This is a genomic window from Pseudomonadota bacterium, assembly GCA_018817425.1.
Taxonomy (GTDB): Bacteria; Desulfobacterota; Desulfobacteria; order Desulfobacterales; family RPRI01; genus RPRI01.
Map to the genome: position 1 here is coordinate 1 of JAHITX010000099.1, position 18,903 is coordinate 18,903.

18 protein-coding genes and 1 pseudogene are annotated in these 18,903 nt (G+C 41.3%); 12 read left to right on the forward strand and 7 right to left on the reverse strand.

Annotated elements, in window-relative coordinates; translation table 11 throughout:
• Window positions 1–683: 683 nt before the first annotated feature.
• Window positions 684–2,648, reverse strand: a pseudogene (locus KKC46_17250) (HAD-IC family P-type ATPase).
• 87 nt (window positions 2,649–2,735) lie between these two features.
• On the opposite strand from KKC46_17250, the gene KKC46_17255 reads away from it, so the two are divergent.
• Window positions 2,736–2,978 (forward strand): NAD(P)/FAD-dependent oxidoreductase, encoded by a 243-nt coding sequence (locus tag KKC46_17255; GenBank protein MBU1055547.1) that lies wholly within the window; start codon window positions 2,736–2,738, stop codon window positions 2,976–2,978.
• Between the two features lie 112 nt (window positions 2,979–3,090).
• On the opposite strand, the gene KKC46_17260 is transcribed toward KKC46_17255, so the two are convergent.
• The 3 genes from KKC46_17260 to KKC46_17270 form a co-directional block, all read right to left on the reverse strand.
• Complete coding sequence (locus KKC46_17260; protein ID MBU1055548.1) at window positions 3,091–3,321, reverse strand: hypothetical protein; 231 nt, start codon at window positions 3,319–3,321, stop codon at window positions 3,091–3,093.
• Between the two features lie 94 nt (window positions 3,322–3,415).
• Window positions 3,416–3,706, reverse strand: a complete 291-nt coding sequence (locus KKC46_17265) for a hypothetical protein (GenBank protein MBU1055549.1) — start codon at window positions 3,704–3,706, stop codon at window positions 3,416–3,418.
• A 304-nt stretch (window positions 3,707–4,010) separates the two neighbouring features.
• Window positions 4,011–4,817, reverse strand: a complete 807-nt coding sequence (locus tag KKC46_17270) for a hypothetical protein (protein ID MBU1055550.1) — start codon at window positions 4,815–4,817, stop codon at window positions 4,011–4,013.
• 497 nt (window positions 4,818–5,314) lie between these two features.
• Here KKC46_17270 and KKC46_17275 point away from each other — a divergent pair, with 497 nt between their 5' ends.
• The 9 genes from KKC46_17275 (at window position 5,315) to KKC46_17315 (ending at window position 12,291) form a co-directional block, all read left to right on the forward strand.
• Complete coding sequence (locus tag KKC46_17275) at window positions 5,315–6,568, forward strand: NAD(P)/FAD-dependent oxidoreductase (protein ID MBU1055551.1); 1,254 nt, start codon at window positions 5,315–5,317, stop codon at window positions 6,566–6,568.
• A gap of 25 nt (window positions 6,569–6,593) precedes the next feature.
• Window positions 6,594–7,001 (forward strand): threonyl-tRNA synthetase editing domain-containing protein, encoded by a 408-nt coding sequence (locus tag KKC46_17280; protein MBU1055552.1) that lies wholly within the window; start codon window positions 6,594–6,596, stop codon window positions 6,999–7,001.
• Window positions 7,002–7,016: 15 nt separating this feature from the next.
• Window positions 7,017–7,730 (forward strand): class I SAM-dependent methyltransferase, encoded by a 714-nt coding sequence (locus KKC46_17285; protein ID MBU1055553.1) that lies wholly within the window; start codon window positions 7,017–7,019, stop codon window positions 7,728–7,730.
• Between the two features lie 325 nt (window positions 7,731–8,055).
• On the forward strand, window positions 8,056–8,205 hold the full coding sequence (locus tag KKC46_17290) for a hypothetical protein (GenBank protein MBU1055554.1): 150 nt from the start codon (window positions 8,056–8,058) through the stop codon (window positions 8,203–8,205).
• Window positions 8,202–8,606 carry a hypothetical protein gene (locus KKC46_17295; GenBank protein ID MBU1055555.1) on the forward strand — a complete coding sequence of 135 codons (405 nt, stop codon included), beginning with the start codon at window positions 8,202–8,204 and terminating at the stop codon, window positions 8,604–8,606. The genes KKC46_17290 and KKC46_17295 overlap by 4 nt, the downstream gene beginning before the upstream one ends.
• Before the next feature lie 108 nt (window positions 8,607–8,714).
• Window positions 8,715–9,041, forward strand: a complete 327-nt coding sequence (locus tag KKC46_17300; protein ID MBU1055556.1) for a zinc ribbon domain-containing protein — start codon at window positions 8,715–8,717, stop codon at window positions 9,039–9,041.
• 17 nt (window positions 9,042–9,058) lie between these two features.
• Entirely contained in the window at window positions 9,059–10,303 is a 1,245-nt protein-coding gene (locus KKC46_17305; protein MBU1055557.1) for a DUF4153 domain-containing protein, read from the forward strand.
• 120 nt (window positions 10,304–10,423) lie between these two features.
• Window positions 10,424–10,948 (forward strand): hypothetical protein, encoded by a 525-nt coding sequence (locus tag KKC46_17310; protein ID MBU1055558.1) that lies wholly within the window; start codon window positions 10,424–10,426, stop codon window positions 10,946–10,948.
• A gap of 17 nt (window positions 10,949–10,965) precedes the next feature.
• Entirely contained in the window at window positions 10,966–12,291 is a 1,326-nt protein-coding gene (locus KKC46_17315; protein ID MBU1055559.1) for a class II D-tagatose-bisphosphate aldolase, non-catalytic subunit, read from the forward strand.
• Here KKC46_17315 and KKC46_17320 read toward each other — a convergent pair.
• The 3 genes from KKC46_17320 to KKC46_17330 all read right to left on the reverse strand — a co-directional run bounded on the left by KKC46_17320 (window position 12,275) and on the right by KKC46_17330 (window position 14,869).
• Window positions 12,275–13,042 carry a Sir2 family NAD-dependent protein deacetylase gene (locus KKC46_17320; protein ID MBU1055560.1) on the reverse strand — a complete coding sequence of 256 codons (768 nt, stop codon included), beginning with the start codon at window positions 13,040–13,042 and terminating at the stop codon, window positions 12,275–12,277. The genes KKC46_17315 and KKC46_17320 overlap by 17 nt on opposite strands.
• A 251-nt stretch (window positions 13,043–13,293) precedes the next feature.
• Window positions 13,294–14,193, reverse strand: coding sequence for a quinolinate synthase NadA (gene nadA / locus KKC46_17325; GenBank protein ID MBU1055561.1), 900 nt, complete (start codon window positions 14,191–14,193; stop codon window positions 13,294–13,296).
• A gap of 13 nt (window positions 14,194–14,206) precedes the next feature.
• Entirely contained in the window at window positions 14,207–14,869 is a 663-nt protein-coding gene (locus KKC46_17330) for an outer membrane lipoprotein carrier protein LolA (protein ID MBU1055562.1), read from the reverse strand.
• A 265-nt stretch (window positions 14,870–15,134) separates the two neighbouring features.
• Between KKC46_17330 and KKC46_17335 the strand changes: the two genes are divergently transcribed.
• Together KKC46_17335 and KKC46_17340 are read left to right on the forward strand one after the other, a co-directional pair.
• Window positions 15,135–16,097 (forward strand): sulfite exporter TauE/SafE family protein, encoded by a 963-nt coding sequence (locus KKC46_17335; protein ID MBU1055563.1) that lies wholly within the window; start codon window positions 15,135–15,137, stop codon window positions 16,095–16,097.
• Between the two features lie 205 nt (window positions 16,098–16,302).
• Window positions 16,303–18,882 carry a PAS domain S-box protein gene (locus KKC46_17340; GenBank protein ID MBU1055564.1) on the forward strand — a complete coding sequence of 860 codons (2,580 nt, stop codon included), beginning with the start codon at window positions 16,303–16,305 and terminating at the stop codon, window positions 18,880–18,882.
• Window positions 18,883–18,903: the final 21 nt, after the last annotated feature.

An 18,903-nucleotide genomic window follows, 5' to 3' on the forward strand; every position in this document is an offset into this window, starting at 1 on the left:
GCTGGTAGAGTTCGTTAAATCGATTTGTTTCAGTTTTATTCATGGTACACTCCTTTATAAATTGTGCCCTGAATTGGGCAGATAAGGGAGTATACACTAATTTTAATTTTTTCCTGCCGCATCAGCGGCTTCGTTCAACAATGATGCTTAGTGATTTTAAAAGAGAATGATTGTGGTTGGTATAAATAAGAGGTTCAACCTACAAGGTTGAACCAGCAAAGTGCTGGTAAATCACAGAGCATAAAGTTTTCCCCTGTATCGTCTTTCTGGCTTGTCCAGAATCTGTAACTGTTAGGTTTACTTGAACTGAATCATAACTGTTAGGTTCAAGATTCTGGACAAGCCAGAAAGACCGACTATTACTTTTTTGTTGTGTGTTGGTGATAACACCAATAGAGGACGAAAAGTCTACCAATGATGCTTAGTGATTTTAGAAGAGGATGATTGTGGTTGGTATAAATAAGAGGTTCAACCTACAAGGTTGAACCAGCAAGCGACTAGCAAAAAGCGAGGTCGCATGGATCCCCGCTTTCGCGGGAATGACACGAACACAAGCGCAAGCTACAAACACCCCCTGAATCCCCGATTAGTCGGGACAGGCTCCCCTCTGCTTTGCAGGGGGACTGCTCTAAACTACCTTCTACTTCTCTACCAACTACCAACTACCAACTACCAACTACCCTCTACCAACTACGAACTATCTTCCTCACTTCCTCAAAAACCAACACACTCAAACTCACTCCAATCACAATTGTCCAGTCTTTTAAGGAAAGAGCGGTGGTGTGCATTTTGTCTGTGAACCAGGGGATGTAAACCATCATTGCGACCATAATGGCGGAAATTGAAACGGCACCCCAAAGGAAAAGATTTCTCTTGAGTTTAAAGACGGAAAATTTAGCGGAACGGGCATTGAAGGCGTTGACCATTTGAATCAGCACCAAGGTCGCAAAAGCCATCGTGGAAGCATGCAGATGGATGTTGTCTTCATCGCTGAGAATTTCTCCCCATTGCCAACCGGCTTCAAAAAGGTCGTAAATATAGACACCGATTACGAGCAATCCCATCAAGATTCCAAGGAAAAGAAAATGCAGGACGAATTTTTTTTGCATAATATGTACATTTGAGTCGCGTGGAGGGTCTTCCATAATTTTCGGTTCGCGTCGGTCAATTCCCAGAGCAATCGCAGGTAAAACATCCGTTCCCAAGTCGATGGCTAAGATCAGGATTGCGGTTAAAGGCGCAGGAACCCCCAGTAAAATTGCAACAAAGATGGTAGTGAGTTCGCCGATATTGCAAGAAAAAATATACCAAACGAATTTTTTTAAATTCTGATAAATACGCCTTCCTTCTTCCACGGCTGTGATAATGGAAGCAAAACTGTCATCGGTTAAAATCATATTAGCGGCTTCTTTGGAAACATCCGTTCCCGTAATTCCCATCGCTATTCCGATATCGGCGCGTTTTAACGCGGGTGCGTCATTTACGCCGTCTCCCGTTACCGCCACAATTTCACCCAGTTCTTTCAAGGCGTTGACGATGCGTTTTTTATCTTCCGGAGCGACGCGCGCAAAAATAATGTCTCTATTTTTTTGCAGTTTTTTCTTGAGTTCACTTTCACTTAATTTTTCAAGTTCTTCTCCCGTGATTACAGGTGTGTCCTTTTGCGCCAGTTTGATTTTTTGGGCAATTGCTTTCGCGGTCAATCCGTAATCTCCGGTTATGATAATAACGCGAATACCGGCTTTATGACAAAGTTCAACGGCCGGTTTAACTTCGGGACGCGGAGGATCAATCATGCCAACCAGTCCTACGAAGATTAAATCTTTTTCCGCTGTGGCATTGTCTTTGAATTTGTCGGAAACATTTTTACGATAAGCGATTGCCAAAACACGCAAAGCTTCTTCCGCCATTTGGCTGTATTTCCCTTCAATCTTCTTTTTAAGTTCCGCGGTTAATTTAACAATTTTACCGTTTTCCTGAATGTGTGTGCAAAGCTTAAGAATTGAATCGGGCGCGCCTTTGACCAAAAGTTCTTGATTGACCAAAACACTCATACGCTTTCTGAAGCTGTCAAAAGGAAATATTTTTAGCTTTTCGGAAGGATTATTTTTTAAATCAAAACCGCCTTTTTGCGCGGCAACCAAAAGCGAGCCTTCAGTCGGGTCGCCCAAGATTTGCCATTTATTTTTGACTTGAACCAGTTTTGCTTCATTACAAAGCGCGGAGATAAAGAGTAGTTTTTGAAAATCATCTTGATTGTAATTTTTTGGGAAAATGATTTTTCCTTCCGGTTTATAACCGACACCTTCGATTTTAATTTCCTTCTCAGAACCAAGTAGAATTTGCGTAACGGTCATTTCATTTTTGGTCAGCGTGCCTGTCTTATCACTGCAAATAACCGTGGTGCTTCCCAATGTTTCGACGGAAGAAAGTTGTTTGATAATCGCATTCTTTTTGGCCAGACGTTGTACGCCCAGCGCCAAAGCGATGGTGATTGTAGCAGGCAAACCTTCCGGGACGGCGGCAACGGCGACAGCAACGCTGAATAAAAGCGAGTCTTTCTTTTTAACGTCAATTTTATTAAAATCGTAAGTTTCAAGTCTTGAGTCTACTTCTTTTTGAGAAAGACCTTCTTCAGAGGTTTGGAAGTTGGGGCGTCTGTATTATTATGTTTTGTTTTTAATACTGCATATGATAAGAGATAGTTATGCATAGGAAAGCGAGGATAGATTTACATGATATACTTCATTGGGAGAATCAAACGCAAAAATATCTTTAGATCCGAAGGACTTATGGCTTCGGGACAGGCAGCACAAGCGGGACCTGGAATACTTCTACTTGAAAAAATGAGACGTACCGGACTCAAGCTTTGTATTACAGGAAAGGGCCGCTGCAACATCACAAATATCGTCGGGATATCCCATAATAGAAGGGAGAAGTTGAAAAAGAAAAGTGGTTTGTGGAAAACAGCCCGTTGATTATTGAATAAGAAGCCCAAACGTACAGCTGTTGGAGATTTCTTCTTTAAACGCTTTTATATTTGCCATGATAATACTTTCGAGATACAAGTTTTCTTGCTTAAATCACAATTCAAGGTTTGACCTCAAACGCCAGTAATGCACGGAGGCCGGCGTTTTGCATCCCCACTTCAATGGCCAGGGTTCGCTTTCTCTTTAAATCAAAACGATAGACTATAGCGGCCCCATATCCTAGTCGAATGCCAAGAAGATTATGTACAAATACGGCAAAAAATACGATTCCGGTTAGAGTCAGAAAGTAATCCCGGTTCATAGCAACCACCATGGCGCAGATTATAGCCACGAATGCGGCCGAAAAGGCAGGGGGGCATAGCTGAACCGATTGATCTGTTTTTTAAAAAAGTTCCTCAGGAGAAAATCGATGAATAGTGGGGCAATCAACGTAATGATCGTAAGAAACATCTTAAAAAACGGTCAAGCAATGTATGGGCATAAAAGAGCAACAGCGCAGGCGCAAGCACGGGCGAGATCAGGATTGCAATACTTGTCAGTGTAATGGAATAGGCCACATCTGTACGGGCAAGGTATGCGATGACATTGCTTACCATTGCCCCCGGTATGCAGCCCACAAGGATCGGACCCAGTTTCGGTGGGATTGAAAGATACAGGAGTTCACCGATCATAAACCCCAGGGCAGGCATGATTAAAATCTGGGAAAAGATGCCCAGACCAACGACATAGGGTCTTTTAAGGGTGGTTTCGAAATCGGAAAAATTTTAGACCGCGCCGATTCCCACCATTGTGCAAAAAACATCAGGTATAGGTAGGGCCATAATATGTGAAACCCGCCGGGATAAAAAAATCCTACTACCCCCAGCAAAACCTCCCAGAGGGGCGTGAGACGAGAAAAACCTTCAAATATTTTTTTGCCCTTGTCAGGATATTGCCTTTGAAGGAAATTTCGCTTTGGGCCAATAAAAAAAGCAAAGGCCGCTACAACCTTTGCTTTTTAAAATAGTATTTCGTACAGAGTTAATTGCTGCGCCTTCTTATGAAAGCGATCATTCCCAAAAAGCCTGAGCCCATCAACCATATGGCTCCTGGAATGGGAACGGTTGTAGCACCAAGCGCTAAATCCGTGGTGTCATCAAAGGTTAAATTAAGGGTGTTGTATGCATCAGCCGATGAATTGGAGCCGACGGCTGTGGCATTTAGAGTAGAAACTACGTAGAAAGACTGGCCTGGATCCAGGTCCAGAAAAATCGAGTTCGAAGTAGAACCATTCGTGATGGTATCTAAAAAACTAAGAGCCATTGATGAATTATCATAATCTTCATCATAAAACAATTTGGCCCCAAGCTCAAATAAAAGGGTTCCTGGATCATAACAGTAATCAAAATTAATCGGTTGATAAACATAAATTTCGGCACCTATAATAACGCTATCACTCGCAGCCGGGTCGTAAAGGCTTCCGGTTAGAATTGCGTTTAGGGTAAGTGTTGTTGAAGCAGCGCCGGTATAGGTATAGCCTTGAATGGTCCTTGCGTTGGCCCAGGCTCCGTTTATGCCATCAAAATGTTCTGCCTTGGCTTTAAGCGTAGATGCAATACCCAGAACAGATTCAGCATCTGCCGAGCCTCGTGAATCTGTAATACTACTTTGTGCGTAGGACACTCCTTGCCCGCCATCGTTAGTGGGATTAAAATCTGTATAATAACTAGGCGCATAGAATGTGGCGGCGGATGTTTCCGTGCCGTAAATGTTACTCCCCAATGCCGCAGATACATATGTCAGTTCCCCAAGAAACAGGGCGAAGACCCCCAAGAATAAAATACCCAAAACCCTTTTTTTCATTGTGCCTCCTTTTAATATTAATTGATTTTTCTGAATGATACCCCAAGCTCACCAAAATTACGGCTGGCGAGAGTTTCTCCCATAAATCCATAGATTATGTTGTATATAAAAAATAGGTACGCCGATATGGTTTAATTAATTGGAAATAATGTAATAATTTTCTATAAGAAAATAACTATAAAAATAATAGTGTGTCAAGAAAAATATTAAATATATTAAAAGATGTTAAAGGAGAAATAGGGCCAAACATAGAATGGGGCCGGAATGCTTATGTAATTATGCTTTATATTTAATACTGCATATGATAAGAGATAGTTATGCATAGGAAAGCGAGGATGGATTTGCATGATATACTTCATTAGGAGAATCAAACGCAAAAATATCTTTAGATCCGATAATAGATGGGATATGTTAAAAAAGAAAAAGTAATTAAAGGTCAAATATAGACCCCATTTTATAGGATTAAAGATGGCAAAGAATATATGAAGGCGCGAAAAATAATTGTTATAGGCGGTGGCCCTGCAGGACTTATGGCTGCGGGACAGGCAGCACAAGCGGGAGCTGAAACACTTCTACTGGAAAAAATGAGACATACCGGACTCAAGCTCTGTATTACAGGAAAGGGCCGCTGCAACATCACAAATATCGCCGGGATATCCGACTTTATTTCCCATTTCGGCAAAACCGGCTCTTTTCTTCGTCAAGCCTTTGCCAGGTTCTTCAATACCGATCTCATGGAATTCTTCAATGAGCTGGGTTTAGAGTTGGCAACAGAAAGAGGCGGCCGGGTTTTTCCTGCAAGCGGCAAAGCGCCGGATGTCCACAGAGTTCTTCTGCAATGGAATAAAAAAGCCGGAGTCGCTATAAAAAATTCCTCTTCTGTTGATAAAATACTGATACATAACAAACGCATCATTGGTGTTGTTGCTCAAGGCAGGGAAATCTCCTGTGATGCCGTTATCTTGGCATTGGGCGGAGCCTCCTATCCGGCTACAGGTTCAACCGGAGACGGCTACAGCCTTTCTGAATCCGCAGGACATACAGTAATACCGGTCCGCCAGGCGCTTGTTCCACTTGAAACCTCCGGAGATGAAGCAAAAAGGATGACTGGTCTTAATCTTCGCAATGTGAAAGCCAAAATGTTTGTAAACGGTAAGAAAAAAAGGGAAGAATTTGGTGAGATTGTTTTTGCCGAATTTGGATTGACAGGACCTGCAATTCTCACCCTGAGCGGTGAGGCGGTGGACAGCTTGCGCAATGGGCACAAAATCACCCTTTCACTTGATCTCAAACCTGCCCTTGATGAAAAAAAACTTGATGCACGTCTTTTGCGAGACATTGCTTCCAGGGGCAAGGAGCAAATCAGCAGTTTTCTGCGGGGGGTAATCCCGAGAGAAATGGTTCCTGTCTGCCTTGATTTCATCCAAATACCAGCCGATTATCAGGTTTGCAATATCTCAGCAAAACAACGCTTGCGCATTAGGACCTGGCTCAAGGATTTCCGGCTGGATGTCGTTGGATACAGACCGTTTGCTGAGGCAATTATTACAGCTGGTGGAATAGACACCCGCGAAATTGACCCCAGAACTATGGAATCCAAGAAAACAAAGGGTCTCTTTTTTGCCGGAGAGCTGATAGACATTCAGGCTGACACAGGTGGATACAATCTGCAGGCGGCATTCTCAACCGGCTGGATAGCGGGACGTAGTGCTGCGCAAATAACTAACGAATCTTAAAGTTGATAATAAACGAGGATAAATAATGCGCTTACTGTTCTGGTATTGCGACCGATTCGCCTGGAATCCGTCAATGAAAACCCTTGACAACGCTCCTGATGCATTTCCCATGGCTTACGAACAAACGGTAGTGGCCTTCATCCATGTGGAACCACCAGACGTGTTGGATAAAAGCTCAGCCGAAACCAAACTGGTAAAAAACGCCAAATGGATGGCCAGAAAATGGGAAACCCAAAAAATTGTTTTGCACTCGTTCACCCATCTGGGAGAACAAAAGGCGGACAATGAGGAGGCCGGAAAGCTTATCGACCGGGTGCAGAAGCGATTGGAAACGGCCGGGTATGCTGCGGTTCAGACACCTTACGGCTATTTCAATGACCTTTCCATGGATGCGCCGGGGCATCCGCTGGCAAGGATTTACAAGGAGTTTTAGCGTACAGGAGATACTATGAGCCAAAAACCTGACAATACTTTTCAAAAAGATAAAAACAATTCAAACGGCATATACTGCTTCATGGATGTGGTTGCCAAGGAAGCAGAGAAATATGCGGCGGTTCATACATCTCCCATGTCGCCTCTTCTTGAAGAGATTGAACAGTTCACCCTGACCAATACCACCTATCCCAGCATGCTTACCGGCCGGGTCGAAGGCCGGTTCCTGCAACTGATCGTTCAACTTTCCGGTGCCAAAAACATCGTCGATATCGGCACCTTTACCGGTTATTCCGCCCTCGCTATGGCCGAGGTGCTACCACAAGACGGCAGTATTATCACTATTGAACATAATCCGGAGCATGAGAAGTTAGCGCAGAGTTTCTTCGACCGGCACCCCGATAAAAATAAAATCACAATTCACCTGGGTGAAGCTCTGGAAATTCTAAAAACCCTGCCGGACGGTCAGACCGATTTGGTCTTTATCGATGCCGATAAGCAAAACTACATTGCATATTACGAAGAATCCATGCGGATTTTGCGAAACAGCGGTCTGATTCTTGCTGATAATACCCTGTGGTATGGGAGGATATTTGATCCACAGGACGATGACAGCCGGGCAATGGCAGACTTTAATGAAAGGGTGAACACAGACGAACGTGCCCAAAAGCTGTTTTTGACAATTCGTGACGGTATATACCTTATAAGGAAACACAGCAGTATGGTATGAAGAGTTATTATGGCGAAAGCAAGAGAGCCAGTTTCAAAACGCCCCATTTTGGCCGATCTCTGCGTTGGGCTCAAATTTCAATCCTCGAAATACTCTATGTATTTCTGTGGTTGAAATTTTCTCCCGCCTTGAGCTTGACCAAACTGAAACGTTTTGAAAGTGGCTCATTGGATAAATATTTTTATGGTACCTGGCTTTATAACTAGTGGCATTGTTATAGATAACATGGTATATATAATAAATCACTAGCGCATAATACATCGTACGATAAGGCAAAAATCCGCGGTACCTCATATCGGTTATTATCTAAAAGGAGGACATATCAATGAGCCAGTTTCAAAACGCCCCATTTTGGCCGATCTTGGCGTTGGGCTTAAATTTCAATCCTCGAAATACTCAATGTATTCCTGCGGTTGAAATTTTCTCCCGCCTTGAGCTTGAACAAACTGAAACGTTTTGGAAGTGGCTCCAATGAGAAGTTTAAAAACAGCTCTATGGATTTGTGCTTCAGGATGTCTGGCAGCCATTCCATTTGTTGTATTGCCATGGGAAATAATTCAAGATCTCTTTGTTTGGTTTGGGATAGAGCCAATTCCTGATACCCCGCTATTAATTTATTTCTTCAGAGGTGCTTGTGGTATAATTGGATTGATCGGAATTTATTTTATTATACTTGCAAGAAATCCTGTAAAGTATGGCCCAATGCTGAATTTGGGAGCTTATGGTTTAATGGCTTTTGGTTTGCTGAGTTTAATTCTTGGATTGAGTCTTCAAATGTCTCTGAAAATTTATTTGGGAGACGCTATTTTTGGGATAGCGCTTGGGCTTATCGTTGCTATTCTTTCTCGTAGAGCACAAGAAATCTCAAAGGTGTGAGAGCAAGTTGTTTTTTTACACACAACTTTTTGTTTAACCTGGGCTTACTCATAACTGTGTTTCTTCCCAATGTCCGGTAAGTATTATGTTCTGTCAAGGGAGATAATAATGAAAAAATGTCCATTCTGTGCTGAAGAAATTCAAGACGATGCTATAAAGTGTAAACATTGTGGTGAGTTTCTAAATTCCTTCTATCCTCCACGATCAACAGAGGAAAAGCTTCCATGGTATTTTCGAAAATCCTTTATTATAATTGCAGTCTGTAGTGTTGGGCCTCTGGCACTGCCTCTTATCTGGTGGCGTCCGCAAACGACTTTATCATGGAAGATCATACTTACAATAGCAATTATTGTTTTCAGTTGGGTTTTATTCCAAATGACTATGGAATCCATTCAAACTTTAAAGGAATATTACAAACTGATTGAAGGTCTATGAGAGGCGGGGCATCAAATATGAGCAACAACGAACTTTTAGAATTGATGGGAAGTCCGGAGAAGCTCGAATTGCTTTACCGTAACAAGCCGGAGCAATTTCGTAACTGGCTTAACGAAGCTATAATAAAGCACCCTGAATCAGAGACATTAAAAGTTTGGAATGCCCGTATTAATTTTACCAGGCTTTCATTTATTCCGGAAACTAAGGTACCTCTTTTCATTGTTGTTATTCTATCTCTGGCATCCGGTTTTTTGATGAAACTACCGGCCTTTTTACCAATAACAGAAAAATGGTTTTACCCCCGATTCGCACCATTGATTGTTATATGTGCTCTTATTTGTTACTTTCTGCCTGTAATCAACTCTTTTAAAATTAAAAGTATAATTATCGTAGGGCTTTTGCTGTGTACAGCAGTACTGTTGCTGCTACCTGATAACCCGATGTCTCCTTCTATAATAATGTCCCAGATTCATATGCCGTTAGTATTAGGCTCATTGTTAGCTCTGGCCTTTATGGCCGATGACTGGACAAAGCCGGACGCAAGATTGCTTTATGTTCGTTATGTGGGTGAAGTAATAATATATTCAATTCTTATACTTATTGGAGGTATAGTTTTAACCCTGTTGACATTCGGCTTGTTTGGTTTGATCGGACTGTCAATCCGGGAATGGTATATCAGTCATATCGTTGTTTTTGGTTTGGTAGCCATTCCTATAGTTGCTACCTTTTTATATGACTCGGCATTGAAAAGAGTCAGCAAGATCGCAATATTAATCTCTAATGTATTTTCACCTCTTTTATTAATTACTGTATTTGTTTACCTTTTGGCCATATTGTACCAGGGTAAAAGCCCGTATGCGGATCGTGATTTTTTTATATCGTTTAATGGTCTGTTAGTTATTGTTTTGGCGATTACTGTTTTTTCAATATCCGGAAAAAGCAAGCCGGAGACTTCGAGAGTGGTGGATAAAGTTAATATATCTCTTGTATCAGTTACATTGCTGATAAACACTGTTGCGCTTTCTGCAATTTTATTTCGACTTTCAGAGTATGGGATCACGCCCAATCGTGTAGCTGTAACAGGATCAAATATTTTAATTTTTATACACCTTGTGTTAATTCTTAAAGCATATATACATCAATATAAAAATTCAGATTCTCCGGACAAACTAAAAAAGGTTGTTGCAAATTATTTGCCAATTTATTCGACCTGGTCAGTTTTTATAGGGGTCATATTGCCTGTAATGTTTGCTTTCCGATAACATTACCTTATAATGTTTTATTGCGAATCTGCGCACTGATTAATTTTGCAAGCAAATATTTTGTTTACTTTTAACGATTGTAATAAGAAAAATATCTTAGCAGTATAAATAGAGGAAGTTGTGAAACAAAAAATCCATAGGTATAAAATGATTATTTTTATATCCATAGCCTTGCCGATTCTCCTGGTATTCATTTATAATTGTACTCCAGGTACTAAGCAAATAGCCTATGCCGAAACAAAGCATAGTGCTGTTATGAAGAAAATTGTTGCAGAAAAGGCTATGCTAAGAGAACAGGCCGAGCAAAGAATGAAGGCTGGTGAAATTATTCCGCCGCGAGTTAAAGATCCGGGATACCCGGTGGCCAACTGTATTCTTCCCGATAACTTTCCGTCGGACAATGGATTTGTTTCATTTGACACAGGCTTTTTAGGCAAAATACAGTACACTTGCTTCAATCAGAAAGCAGGCAAATTAATTGTTGCAAGGAGAGCTTGGTATTGTGAAGGAAGTAATAAAAGGAAATCTTGTATATTGGGTAAATGGGTAAACGGGGAACCAACTTTTAGGGACATGCTGGTAGGTACTCATGAAACCGGCCTTGGCAATATTACTTTTTATTTTAAAAGATGCAGTATTAAATGATAAGATAGTAAGTTGAAATGACAGATTATCTGCTAAAACTTTTGGCAGCACATAAACAAGGCGATCCGGTAGGGATCACTTCAATATGTTCGGCTAATAATTTTGTTGTCAGTGCTGCAATGGAATATGCCCGAAAACGGAATCGTTTAGTGTGCATAGAATCCACGGGGCGACAAGTAAATCAGTATGGTGGTTATGCCGGTATGCAGCCGGAGCAATTTGCTAAATACGTTAGAAGCATTTCTGAAGCGATGCGACTTGATGGTGATCAGGTTGTTTTAGGTGGTGATCACTTGGGACCAGACGCCTGGCGTTTCGAGAATTCAGATGTGGCTATGGCAAAAGCTAAGGATCTGATTCGTAATTGCGTTTATGCGGGTTACCAAAAGTTGCATTTGGATCCAAGTATGCCTTGTCAAGATGATATGCAAAACGGTCGCACACACCTTTCTATAACAACGATAGCGGATCGAACGGCATCTCTTTGCGAAATCGCCGAGCAAGCCGCAAAAGCACATACGGGAAACAAAGCTCAACTCGTGTATGTTGTGGGTGCTGAAGTACCAACACCTGGCGGAATGCTTGAAAGCGGAAGTGATGAGATACGTGTATCATTTGCCAGGGATGTTGAAGAGACGATAAGCATTATGCACCGGGCCTTTGTTAAAAGAGGGCTTGAATCTGCCTGGGATCGTTGTGTAGCACTTGTTGTGGAGACTGGCACATCATTTGGCCCGGAAACAGTGTGTGACTATGACAGCAAGAAAACAAAAGATCTTAAGTTGTTAATAGAGGGTGAGGCAAATATGGTTTTTGAAGCCCATTCCACCGATTTTCAGACCCTGCCATCACTTTCCAATATGATTTATGATCACTTCGCAATCCTTAAGGTAGGCCCGTGGCTTACATTTACCACACGAGAAGCACTTTATGCTTTGGCATACATCGAGCGGGAATGGCTGGCAGAAAGACGGGGAGTAACCCTTTCCAGACTTCCCGAACTGATGCAAGAACTTATGGATGCAGACAGTAAGCACTGGCAGGAGCACTACCAAGGTGATAAAGCATACTTGCGATATATTTCAGCCTACGGCTTTAGTGACCGTATCCGATATTACTGGTCAGACCACAGATGTTCGGAGGCTATAGAGCGTTTGTTTGAAAATCTGACAAAATATGGGATTCCATTGCCACTTCTTAGTCAATACATGCCCACTTTGTATGAAGCAGTAAGAGAAGGGCGTATTCAATGTATCCCGAGTCGTTTGGTTTATGGCAGAATTGAGGAAATACTGGATAAGTATGCAAAAGCCTGTGGTAATTATGCTACAGTCTCATCTTGACTTCTTCTACTATACGATTAAGAGTTTCACCGGTTTTTGCATGAATTACTACATCGGCAAGCCTGTCCATCGAAGTTTCGGTCATATTAATGATAATCAGCTTAGCTCCGGCCTGAGAAGCATACTGAGGCAGATAGGCTGCGGGATATACTACTAAAGAAGAACCGAGTGTTAACATTAAATCACAGGATTCTGCCCTGCGGTTAGATTCAGCCAGTTCTCTTTCCGGCATAGATTGGCCGAAAGAAATAGTGGCGTCTTTTAAAAATCCGTTACAATCAATACAATGGGGTACTTTGATAGACTCATCTGCTTCCAATTGTTGCTGAATCTCGTTTCTGGGATAAATCTTTTTGCATTTCAAGCAGATTGCAAAAGCATTGGTGCCGTGGATCTCAATGATTTTTTCATCGGAGTTGCCTGCTTTGTGATGCAAACGGTCTATGTTTTGAGTAACTATGCAATCAAGCTTTCCCATTTTCTCAAGTTCAAACAAAGACAGATGGGTAAGATTAGGTTTGGCGCTGCTTATAAGCGGATAAATTACTTTACTTCTTAACCAGTATTTCTCACGGGCTTCTTCACTTTCAACAAAATCCTGAAAATATACAGGTTCAAATTTATCCCAAATTCCACCTGGGCTTCGAAAATCCGGAATTCCGGATTCCGTGCTTACTCCTGCACCAGTGAAAACTACTATTTTTTTTGAGTTATGTATTAAATAGGCTGCACGGTTAATTAATTCTTCCATAGTGATTGCTCCCCTGATTATTTGCGGCTATTTTGAAAAAGGGGTCGAGGATTCGAGGGGTCGAGGGGTCGAGGGTTCAAGTGTTTATCTTCTCATTCCTATGCTCTCTGGGTCGGAATGCCCCGAAACGATGCTCTCAGTCCGTTATCCATAGTGTGAGACTCTGTATATGCATTTCACTTGAATCCTTGAATCCTGGAACCCTGGAATCCTAATAGGATTACCAACTCTTATGGAGGTGATCCTGTTTTTTATCCTAGTGAAAACTCTATCATCTTACTTACAGCTTCTTTTGCCTTTATCCTGATATCTTCAGGAACCTTTACTTCCCCTTCCATAAATTCCAGGCTTCTTGCTACATCTTCCAAAGTTATTTTCTTCATATCTTTGCATTCCATATCCTCTGAAACAGGATAAAATATTTTATCCGGGCAGGCTTTTTTCATTGGATGAAGTATTCCTATTTCAGTGCCTATAATAAAAGTCTTGTTTTCAGATTCTGCTGCATATTTTATCATTCCGGATGTGCTTAAAATAAGATCTGCAAGTTCAAGAACTTCCATGCGGCATTCGGGATGAGCCATAAAAAGTGCTTCAGGATGCTTGCTTTTTGCTTTTAGCACTTTTTCTGCTGTAAGGCTGTCATGTATAGGGCAATATCCTTCCCAAAGATGTAATTTCTTTTTTGTATGCAAAGCTGCATATTTTGCAAGATTTCTGTCCGGCACCATTAAGATCTCATCAGCGTCAAGGCTGTTAACAATACCTACTACATTAGCAGATGTACAGCATATGGTAGAAAGCGCCTTCACTGCCGCAGTTGAGTTCACATATGTAACAACCGGCATGGAAGGAATTTCTTTAAGCTTATTTGCAAGTGCTTCGGGTGTTACCATATCAGCCATAGGACAGCCTGCATCTTTTCCGGGAAGTAAAACTATTTTTTCAGGCGACATTATAGAGGCTGTTTCAGCCATAAAATGAACCCCGCAAAACACAATAACCTTAGCATCGGTTTGTGATGCCTTTATACTCAGCTCAAGAGAGTCTCCGCAAAGGTCGGCCACATCCTGTATTTCAGGCGGCTCATAATTATGTGCAAGCATAATCGCCTTTCTTTGTTTCAAAAGACTCCTGACTTTATCTTTCATTTAAATCCTCCAATTACTCACCCATTTTCAGGACTTCAGTACCTTTAGGTATCTTAAAACTAAAAACCGAATCCGGGTTGTCAACAAACTTTGAATCAATAAGTTCGATTTCGGTTTCATCATCATATAAATTATAAATTCCGATTTTTGCAATTTCAAAAGTTGTTTTTAAAATATAAAGATGTACATAAGCTAACTCGACCCTTTTTTCATTGGGTATTAATTTTAATGCAAAATATTTATCGTTGTCATTTTTTATTGTAACCGAAAAATTATGCCGGATAATACTTATATCCGATAAAAAACTTGCTCCCTTACCTGCACCAAAAAATTCCGGAGCTTTGCCTACCATAACCTGGTTGTCATCCGGTCTGTAAATCCAGATGCTTTCTCCGTCTGTAACAACAGTCTGTTTATCGGGTTTCTCGTATTCCCATCTCATCATACCGGGACGCTTAACCAGTATCCGGCCTTCTGCGACATCTGATATTCCCATAGCCTTTAATGTTGACATCTGGATAAACTTAGCAACAAAACCGGGAACTGAATATTTTTTTTCCAGCTTTACCATAATCTGATTGGCTGTTAATGAATCTTCTTTTACTTTAGCATAAGAAAAAAAACAGGTCAGACAGAATATAATGGCAAAGCTTATAATTATTGCTCTTAATTTCATATGATATGTTTAACCTTTACGAGTTAGTTTATAAACCGCCACATAATTTATTTACCATCTAGAAAATTATTTTATTTACTGATTCCTACAATAAAAAAAAGATGCTTGCAAGATATAAGGTTGGACGAAAATATTCAACAATATATGAATATAGCCGGAAACACAGCGTAAATTGGCTTGACACATATAAAGCCTGCTTATACGATAAGTAAAAAATTTATTATTATCTAATCTAAAACCTTAATGTTGCAACAGGAATTATGCAATGTTTTTCCAAACAGCAGGTATTGAAGTTTCTTTATGGGTTCCACCGCTTGTAGCTTTTGTTATCTCATTTTTCACTTCTATGGGTGGTGTGTCCGGTGCTTTTTTGCTGCTTCCTTTTCAGGTTTCCGTTTTAGGCTATTCAAATCCATCGGTAAGCGCAACCAATCAGTTGTTTAATATCGTAGCTATTCCAAGCGGAATCTATCGTTATTGCAAGGAAGGAAGAATGGTGTGGCCGCTTGCATGGGTTATAGTGGTCGGCACTCTTCCAGGGGTATTTATCGGCGCTGTTGTGCGGGTTGCATATCTTCCTGATCCGAAGAATTTCAAGCTGTTTGCGGCTTTTGTTTTGTTGTACATTGGTGCAAGGTTGATACGCGATCTTTTATCAAAAAACGCTAAAGGTGCAGACAAGACCTTGAGCGAAAACCGTTTTCAGGATATGGTTCGCAATCATCTATTAGAGGCCGCACAATCTGACAAGTCAGGCTGTGAAGCAATTCCGGCTGTAAAGGTTACGCATTTTAATTTAAAACGATTGGGGTATAAATTTTACGGCGAACAGTTTGATGTATCCTTCTGGGGGATATTTATTTTAAGCTTTGTCGTTGGCATAGTAGGTGGAATATACGGAATCGGCGGCGGAGCAATTATTGCACCCTTTTTAGTAACATATTTCGGATTGCCGGTTTACACCATAGCCGGGGCAGCACTTATGGGTACATTTGTCACCTCAATAGCAGGCGTTGCTTTCTATCAGGCTATTGCACCGTTTTATCCCAATATATCCGTTGCTCCGGATTGGTTTTTGGGAATTTTATTCGGGCTGGGAGGAATGGCCGGAATATATCTTGGTGCCCGCTGCCAGAAATTTGTTCCGGCTAAAGTTATCAAATGGATGCTTGCGGGTATAATTACGCTTACGGCATTGAAATATCTGGCAGGGTTTCTGGGATTCTGATTATAACAGTTTGTCTGGTTTTATACTCTTTCAACATCTCTGCGCTCCCATATTTCTTGGTTTAACTCTTGAGTATAACTAAAAAATATGGCATATTAATCAATAAAATATTTGCGTTCTTTTTATGTAACCAGATAATGATACATAACTTAGCATAATTACTTATATTAGATAGATATAACTTAACTGCACGGGAGTAATAATTATGGCGATGACAGCCGATAAAGCTGAAGAACTCCGCCGGATTGAAGTTTTACAGTATCGTGTCTTAGAGTTGGAAGAAACTCTACGTAAGTATGAATGCAGTACCCGTCATGAATTTAAAACCATAAATCCTCCGGTCCACCAGACAGATGAATTGCAACGAGGAAATGATGCTTTATTGCATCTTGCACAGTTCACCATCCATAATGCTATGGACGCAGCATACTGGATAGATTCAGATATGCAAATTCTGTATGTAAATGATTCTGCATGCAAGGCACTGGGCTATTCCCGTGAAGAACTGCTTACCATGTCCATAGCCGATATCGACCCTAATTATTCTGAAGAACTTTTGTCGGCTTTTCGGAAAGAGTTTAAAGAAAACAAATATTTTATTTCGGAATCAATTCATAAAAGAAAAGACGGGAGTGTTTTTCCGGTAGAAATTGCAATTAATGATATCCCGGTCGGGGACAGAAAATATCATTGTACCTTTGCCCGTGATATTACCGAGCGCAAGCAAGCCGAGCTTGAGCGATTGGCCAGTCTGAAGTTTTTTGAAAGCATGGATAAAATTAATCGGGCAATACAAGTGGCACAGGACCCCAACAGTATGATAAGCGGTGTGCTCGATATTATGCTGTCTGTATTTGATTGCGACCGGGCAATTCTACAGTATCCATGCGATCCCGAAGCCGAATCATGGGAAGCACCAATGATCAGCAATAAACCTGAATATCCCAGGATATCAACGCCGGGAATAATGATACCTATGGATACCGATATCGCAAAGATTCTTCGTACTACCCTGGATTCCAACGGTCCCTTTAGATTAGGCCCCGGGAGCACTTGCCCGGAATCGTCTTTGGTGCTGGAAGGTTTCGGATTAAAAAGTTTTATGATGAACGCTCTTTACCCGAAAGTTGGTAAACCCTGGCTGTTCGGCATACAGCAGTGTTCTCATGCAAGAGTCTGGACACCCGAAGAGGAAAAACTTTTTCAGGAAATCGGAAGACGCCTAACCGATGCACTTACCAGCCTGCTGACCTATCGCAATCTTGTAAAGAGTGAAGAATTTCTTAGTAATATATTGGAAAATATTCCATACATAGTAATAGTAAAAGATGCCTATGATTTGAGATATTTAAGAAGAAACAAGGCTAGTGAGCATTTTGCCGGACGTCCGAATAAAGAAGTGATAGGTAAAACCAATTATGACTTATTGCCGAAGGAAATAGCTGACGCTGTTACTGCAAATGACTACGACGTGCTTCGCAATAAAAAGCTTGTCGATATACCGGAAGTTATGTTTAGAAATAAAGATAATGAAAAACGGATATTGCATACAAAAAAAATCCCGCTTTTGGATAAAACCGGAACCCCGCAATATCTGTTAATTATAGCTGAGGACATTACGGATCATAAAAAGTTGGAAGCGCAGCTACGTCAAGCTCAGAAGATGGATGCCATAGGGCGTTTGGCTGGTGGTGTAGCACACGACTTCAACAATATGATAGGTGTTATTATAGGCCATGCGGATCTGTGTCTGGAGAAGCTGGATATTTCTCATCCATTCTTTGACAATTTGAAGGAAATACAAACAGCCGCCCAACGCTCCGCCAACCTGACCAGACAGCTTCTGGCTTTTGCACGCAAGCAGACTATTACCCCCAGGATTCTGGATTTGAATGAGACAGTGGAAGGTATGCTCAAAATGCTGCGGCGATTGATCGGCGAGGATATCGATCTTGCATGGCTGCCGGATACAGGAATTTGGCCGGTCAAGATGGATCCATCCCAGATAGATCAAATATTGGCTAACCTTTGCGTTAATGCCCGTGACTCAATTCCGGGTGTCGGAAAAATTACCATAAGTACAGAAAATATTACTATAGATAAAGCCTATTGCAATGAGCATGCCGGCTTTGTTCCGGGTGAGTTTGTGCTTCTGACGGTAAGTGATAACGGCAGCGGCATGGATAAAAAGATTTTAAGTAATTTGTTTGAACCATTCTTTACTACCAAAGCAAAAGGTAAAGGTACCGGCCTTGGATTGGCCACGGCATATGGTATTGTTAAGCAAAATAACGGCTTTATCAATGTTTATAGCGAACCGGGTCAGGGTTCGACTTTCAAAATTTATCTTCCCCGGCAAGCTGCCCATATCATGCAGACAAAAAAGAAACAAAAAACAGCTCCCGCATTGCAGGGCAACGAAACCGTCTTATTAGTGGAAGATGAGTCCGCGTTGCTGGATATGGGAAAGGAAATACTCGAGATATTAGGATATAAGGTTCTGGCTGCTTCGACACCGCAAGATGCCATTAGGATAGCTGAGGCCGACTCCGCCATAATCAACCTGATTATAACCGATGTCGTTCTGCCAAGTATGAATGGGCCTGATTTGGCAAGAAAGATAATGTCTATTCATCCTGACATCAAGTGCTTATTTACCTCCGGTTACACAAGCGACATAATCACTCATCATAGTGTACTGGACGAAGGTGTAAATTTCATTCAGAAACCGTTTTCATTAAATACTCTGGCCGCAAAGGTTCGCGAAGTAATAGATAATACATAGCGATTGTCAGAATACTACTTG